We start from the raw sequence: 6,051 nt of genomic DNA on the forward strand, positions 1-6,051 counted from the left end.
CCTGACGCCCCTGACGCCCCTGGCCCGTTCAGCCCCCGTCGGCCGCCCGCTGCCGGTGGGGCAGAGCGGGTCCTCCACCAGGGATGGCCCATCCGGACGGCGCGGTTGGCGTGGGTGCCGCCGGATGGCGGCCGCTCGTCTGGGCCCGGACGTGCGCGGCGCACTCGCGTAGGTCGCGGTGCACCTGGTCGGTCAGGTGCCAGGTGCGTCCAGCGCTGTCGCCGCCCACCTGGACCAGGCCAGCCTGGAGCAGGCCGACGAGGTGGGCGCGAGCCTGCGATCGGTCCGTGGCCAGCAGGGCGGCGGCCTGCGCGGTGCGCAGCCGTTGACCGTGCCGCAAAGCGGTGACGAGCTGGAGCTCGGCCCTCCCCAGCGGCTGGCCGAGCCGTTCGCGGCCCGCGACGTACCGGGCGAAGGCCAGGTCCGCAGAGGCAGCGGGCAGGATGGCGACGGCCATCTGCTGCGCCGGGTGGTCGAAGCGGGGGGCCGCAAGGCCGTGGCGAAGCTGGTCGGCGACGGCCCGGGCGATGCCGTGCCCGGTGCGATGGGCGATCCCCGCCCGCCGGAAGGCGTCGACGAGCAGGGGGTTGCGCGGGCGGGGCGGCCCCGCGAGCACGGTGCCCGGTGGCGGTCCGGCGGCCGGCCCCACGGGGTTCGTGATCTCGATCCGGTCGTCCGCCCACCGCACGTGGACGGCGCCGGGAACGTCGTAGTCCCGATGGGTCAGCGCATTGGTGATCAGCTCCCGGAACGCCAGCTCCGAAAAGGCGGGAACCTGCACCCGTACAAGCTCGAACCGGACGACCTGTTCGGTGTTGCGGGCGCGGAAGCGGGCTAGCAGCTCCTCGGCGAGCCGGAACAGCGGCCAGTGGAAGAAGTCGTTCACCACGGCCTCGTCGGCGCGCAGGACCTGCATCGCGGCCTCGTGCCAGGGCAGGAACCAGCGGATCGCCTCCGGTCGGCCGAACAACAGCAGGGCCTCGGGCAGCAGGGCCGGCCCCGCCGTGCCCTGCTGCGAGGCTGCCTGGCCTGCCACGCCGAGGGCGGCGGCCAGCTCACGGTCCGGCAGTCCGGCGAGAACGGCGTCGGCGCGCGACCCTGCGGCGCCCACCAGCCGACGGAACCGCTCGAATTCGCGTGGGTCGAGATCCGCCCAGCTCGCGTCGGTGATCGGCCGAGCCCAACCACGCTCCGTCATGATTTTCGTGCCTCCCGGCCCGGATCCGATCTCCATCCTAGGTCGGATGATGGGCCTTGAGCTGGAATGTTGTCCTCGCTGTGGTGTCGGATATCCGCCGTCGTCCGCAGCGGTCGGACCGCGCCGGACGAGTCCGCATCATCCCCACGACCCTGCTGGACGGGTGAGTCCGAACCAGGGCGGGGCCAATTGCGGTGCGTTTTGCACGGTCTGGACCCGGCGAGCGTGCGCATCGCACCGCAACGCTTCCCGCGCACCGCAATCGGCCGTGACCGGTGAATCGTTCGCGGTCCGGGGTTCGACGGCGGGGTAGGCGCGACACCACAGTCGTCGCTCGACAGCGATCGTCCACGACCCCGGGTAAGATAAGGCTTACTTGTCTAGCGAATTGTGCTTGTCTAGCGAATCTTGGTTCGTCGGAACTCGGTGCGGCGGGCGGCGGTGAGCGGCCTGTCTCGGCCGCCGGCCGAGCGCCCGGAACCGGTTGCCGGCAGCCGGGCCGCCTGATCGACCAGGGACGCCAGCGCGCGGCGCAGCGCCACCCCCGCCGCGTCTGCCCGGATGCTCACCTCTTCGGCGGGGTCGCCGTCGGCGGCGATCAGGGGCAGGCCGTCGAGGTCGAACCGTTCCTGCAGCGCGAGGTCCTCGTCGAGCACGGCCTGCTCGAAGCGGGCGGCCTCGGCTCGTCGTGCGGCGTCCCCGCCCAGGTCGTCGCGCAGCAGCCTGGTGTAGATCCGGGTCGATCCCGCATCCTCCGGCTGCAGGCAGAACTGGATCGTATTGATCATTCCGGCGTCCGGGTATTCCAGGCGCAGCCGCAGCATGAACGGCGGCCGGTACACGTAGGTCGACCAGCGGCGCTGAACGAGCGGATGATCGCCGGTGGCGACCTTGGGATCCTCCGGGTTGGCGACCCGCTGTTCCATCTGCACGACGAACCCGTCGCCGTCCTGCGTCACCCGGTAGGGCCCGACGATGGTGTCCTCGCCGGCGCCGATCGTGTCGGCGTGCACGAACGGGAAATGCGCCGTGTCCAGGAAGTTGTCGGCAAGCAGGCCGGCGCAGGCGGAGGACCGTGACGGCTCGAGCCAGACCGAGTCGAATCCCGCCTCGTCCGCCTCGGGGATCTCGATCAGGTCGGTGAACGGTTCCGCCGGGGCGAGCCAGATCAGGCCGTGCCGCTCGACCACGCCCCACGGCGGGGTGGCCTTGGCCCGCTTGGGGGCGGGCACCCCGGGGCCCAGGGCGGGGACCGCGGTGCAATCGCCGGAGGCGACGAAACGCCAGCCGTGGTAGCCGCAGACGAGCTCGCGCGCATCGACCCGGCCGGCCGACAGCGGCGCGAGCCGGTGCGGGCACCGGTCGGCGAACGCGGCCAGGCCATCGTCCAGACGGGCGATGACCCACGGGTCACCCAGCAGCCGCACCGCCACCGGTTCGTCGGCGACCTCGCCGGAGCGCGCCACCGGATGCCAGCCATGGCGCAACGCGGCCGTGGTGTTCTTCAGACGATGTGTCAAGCCCACCTCAGCTCGGTCGCGTGTTGTTCCATCTCCAGATGGAACTGTTTGCCGGGACGAGTCATGGTCGGCGCGGTACTCACCGGTCTCGTTATGACATGCGACGAAAGACCGAGAAGTACAAGCTTTGGGTGCAGACGGGACAAAAGTCCCATTTCAAGGGCGAAGTGGCTCGGTGTTTCGACCCGACGTCGTGTATGTAACACTCGGTGATGGCATGTTGGGTAGCCGGTGATGGTGCAGGTCGGTGGGATGCGACGACGCCCCGGTGAGACGGGGTGCGCCGGCCCCTTCAGCTCGATCGGGCGGGCTCACGGAGCGTCCGGCTGGTCGAACATCATTGTAACTTTCCGCCTCTAGGGTCGGTTGCCATGCACCGTTCGTCCGTCTGCCCCGCTGTCCCTCGGCGCGCCGGCCGGCACCGCCCGTCGGGTCCACCCCGATTCCCCGCCCCGGGTCCGTTCGGGCGGGTGCGGTCCAGGACGTGGCGCGCGTGGTCCGAGCGGGCGTGCTCCGGCCCGCCGCGGTACCGGGGAGAGTGGTCCTCGTGATGGCCGGCGGGACGACGTCCACGATGTTTCGGCCACGCACCGTCGGCGAGGCGGTGGAGATGCTCGCCGCCGCGCACGACTCCGGCGCCGCGGTGGCGTTGCTGGGCGGTGGCACCGATCTGGTCCCCGCGCTGCGCTCCGGGGAGCGCTGCGCGGAGGCGGTCGTCGCCCTGCGCCGGGTGCTCGAACTAAGGGTCCGCGGCGCCGGGGCGGACAGCCTGACCATCGGCGCCGGGGTGACCTACACGGACTTGGCGGGCTGGTCGCTGTCACCGGGCCTGGCGCGGGCCGCTCGGGTGGTCGGCTCCGTGCAGATCCGCAACACCGGCACGGTCGGTGGTGCGCTGGGATCGGCGCGGCCCGCTGGTGACCTGCTCACCTTCCTGACCGCCGCCGACGCGGAGGTGCTCACCGCCTCGCCACGAGGACCGGACCGGATGTCCCTGCCGCGTTTCCTCGCCGACGGCCTGGCCCCGGACGCCCTCGTCACCGCCGTGCAGCTGGCCCGTCCGGGCGGCCCGCAGGTCTACCTCAAGATCGGTGAGCGTCAGGCCGCCTATCCCGCGGTCGTCTCCTGCGCGGTCCTGGTGGACCGGGTGCGCCACCGGCTGACGTGCGCCATCGGGGGAGTCGGCGTGCTGCCGGCTCGGATGGGTCAGGCCGAGCGGTACGCCCGGGACGAGGTCGACTGGTCGACTGGGACGGTATCCCCGCCGGCGGCCCGGCGCTTCGGTGACCTGGTCGTCGAGGAGGCCGCCCGGGTCGCTCCGGCGCTACCCGAGGGTCCGCGGGGGTCCGTGGAGTACCGCTGGCACGCGGCGGGGGTGCTCGCCGGCCGGGCGTTCGCCCGCTGCCTTCATCACCTGACCGGGCCCCCCGCCGGTGACACCGCGCGGGGCCCCGCCGCCGGTGGGCAGCGGTGACCGCCGTGTCCGCGGACGGCCTCGACGCCGCGGCAGACGGTCCCGGCGGCGGGGAGGCCCGAACGGACAGCGGTGAGAGCTACCGGCTGAACGTCGATGGCTTCCTGCGCTCGGTGAACGCCGCTCGGATCGAGGATTCGCTGCTCACCGTGTTGCGGGACGTGCTCGGGGTGACGGCGGTCAAGGATGCCTGCGAGCAGGGCCGGTGTGGGGCCTGCTCGGTGCTGCTCGACGGCCGGCTCGCGGCATCCTGCACGGTGCTCGCCGCGGACGCCGACGGCTCCCGGGTGGTCACCGTCGCCGGGCTGGGCGGTGCGGGGCTGACCCGGGCGATTCGGGCGATGTTCCTCGCCGAGGGGGCGGTGCAGTGCGGCTTCTGCACCCCCGGCTTCGTGGTCGCGGTGACGGATCTACTTACCCGCCACCCGGACGCCGACGAAGGGGAGATCCGCGAGGCGCTGTCGGGCAACATCTGCCGGTGCACCGGATACGGCCGCATCCTCGCCGCCGTGCGGGCGGTGCAGGCTGAGCGCGGCATCATCCCACCGGCGGATGCTCACGCACCTGGGAACGCCCAGGACCGCCCGGATGGGGAGTGAGCCGGATGGGTGGTGAGATCGTGGGCGGTGGGATCGTGGGCGGTGGGATCGGACGATCGGTGCGTCGCCCCGACGGACCAGACAAGGTGACCGGCGTGTTCCCGTATGCCGGCGACCTGCGGGTGCCGGGGATGCTGCACGCGCGCACACTGCGCTCCCCGTACCCGCGGGCCCGGATCGGGCGGGTCGACGCCGCCGCGGCCCGCCGTCTGCCCGGTGTGGCCGCCGTGGTCATGGCCGCCGACGTGCCAGGCGTGGCCACCTACGGGCTGATCGTCGCCGACCAGCCGGTCTTCGCCGCCACCGAGGTGCGCTACGCCGGTGAGCCGGTCGCCGCCGTGGCCGCCGTCGACGCCGCGACCGCCCGCCGCGCGCTCGCCGCGATCGAGGTGGACTACGAGCCGCTGCGCCCGGCGACCGACCCGGAGCGGGTGCTGGCCGCGGACGCGCAACCGCTGCACCCCGCCGGCAACCTCTTCCGTGAGATCGACATCCGGCACGGCGAGCCCGGGGTCGATGGTCCCGTCGTCGTCGAGGACCGCTACGTGGTCGGCATGCAGGACCAGGCGTTTCTGGCGCCGGAGGCGGCCCTGGCGAGCCCGGCGGCCGATGGCGGGGTCGACCTACGCGTCGCGACCCAGTGGCTGCACTCGGACCGCGAGCAGCTCGCCGCCTGCCTGGGCATCCCGGAGAACCTCGTCCGCCTCACCCTGGCGGGCGTGGGGGGTGCGTTCGGGGGACGTGAGGACATCACCCTCCAGATCCACGGCGCGCTGCTGGCCCGAGCGGCGGGTGCGCCGGTGCGGATCGCCTACGACCGGGTCGAGTCCTTCCTGGGGCATCCGCACCGCCATCCCGCCCGGATGTGGTTCCGGCACACCGCGACCGCCGACGGCGAGCTGGTCAGCGTCCAGGCCAAGGTGGTCCTGGATGGCGGCGCCTACGCGTCGTCGTCCCCCGCGGTACTCGCGAACGCGCTCACCCACGCCGCCGGCCCCTACCGGGTCCCCCACGCCCGGCTGCGCGGGGTGGTCGTGCGGACCAACAACCCGCCCTGCGGGGCCATGCGGGGATTCGGCGTGCCGCAGGTGACCATCGGCCACGAGGCCCAGATGGACCGGTTGGCGGACGCGCTCGGTCTGGACCCGGTCGACCTGCGGACCCGCAACGCCGTCCGACCGGGGGATGTCCTGCCCACCGGACAGGTACTCGGCGCCCCGCTGCCGGCGCGGGAACTCATCCAGCTCGTCGCCGCCCGCC

5 protein-coding genes are annotated in these 6,051 nt (G+C 73.0%); 3 read left to right on the forward strand and 2 right to left on the reverse strand.

The genetic code is table 11. The annotated features are described in order from the left end of the window. Nucleotides 1-28: 28 nt before the first annotated feature. Nucleotides 29-1,198 (reverse strand): ATP-binding protein, encoded by a 1,170-nt coding sequence (locus tag NBZ83_RS29525; RefSeq protein ID WP_261576264.1) that lies wholly within the window; start codon nt 1,196-1,198, stop codon nt 29-31. Nucleotides 1,199-1,596: 398 nt separating this feature from the next. Next, nucleotides 1,597-2,724: a Rieske 2Fe-2S domain-containing protein gene (locus NBZ83_RS29530; protein ID WP_438803173.1), complete on the reverse strand. Its 1,128-nt coding sequence runs from the start codon at nt 2,722-2,724 to the stop codon at nt 1,597-1,599. 544 nt (nt 2,725-3,268) lie between these two features. On the opposite strand from NBZ83_RS29530, the gene NBZ83_RS29535 reads away from it, so the two are divergent. The 3 genes from NBZ83_RS29535 to NBZ83_RS29545 form a co-directional block, all read left to right on the forward strand. Next, nucleotides 3,269-4,192 carry an FAD binding domain-containing protein gene (locus NBZ83_RS29535; RefSeq protein WP_261576266.1) on the forward strand — a complete coding sequence of 308 codons (924 nt, stop codon included), beginning with the start codon at nt 3,269-3,271 and terminating at the stop codon, nt 4,190-4,192. Next, nucleotides 4,189-4,791 (forward strand): (2Fe-2S)-binding protein, encoded by a 603-nt coding sequence (locus NBZ83_RS29540; RefSeq protein ID WP_438803174.1) that lies wholly within the window; start codon nt 4,189-4,191, stop codon nt 4,789-4,791. The genes NBZ83_RS29535 and NBZ83_RS29540 overlap by 4 nt, the downstream gene beginning before the upstream one ends. A gap of 5 nt (nt 4,792-4,796) precedes the next feature. Next, nucleotides 4,797-6,051 (forward strand): molybdopterin cofactor-binding domain-containing protein (locus NBZ83_RS29545; RefSeq protein WP_261576265.1); only part of this gene is annotated, 1,255 nt, incomplete at its 3' end.

The organism is Frankia gtarii, assembly GCF_025403375.1.
GTDB classification, from domain to species: domain Bacteria; phylum Actinomycetota; class Actinomycetes; order Frankiales; family Frankiaceae; genus Frankia; species Frankia gtarii.

Bases quoted from the DNA above. Each gene is read 5' to 3' on its own strand.
- NBZ83_RS29535 (WP_261576266.1), top strand. From the start codon at position 3,269: ATGGCCGGCGGGACGACGTCCACGATGTTTCGGCCACGCACCGTCGGC.
- NBZ83_RS29525 (WP_261576264.1), bottom strand. From the start codon at position 1,198: ATGACGGAGCGTGGTTGGGCTCGGCCGATCACCGACGCGAGCTGGGCG.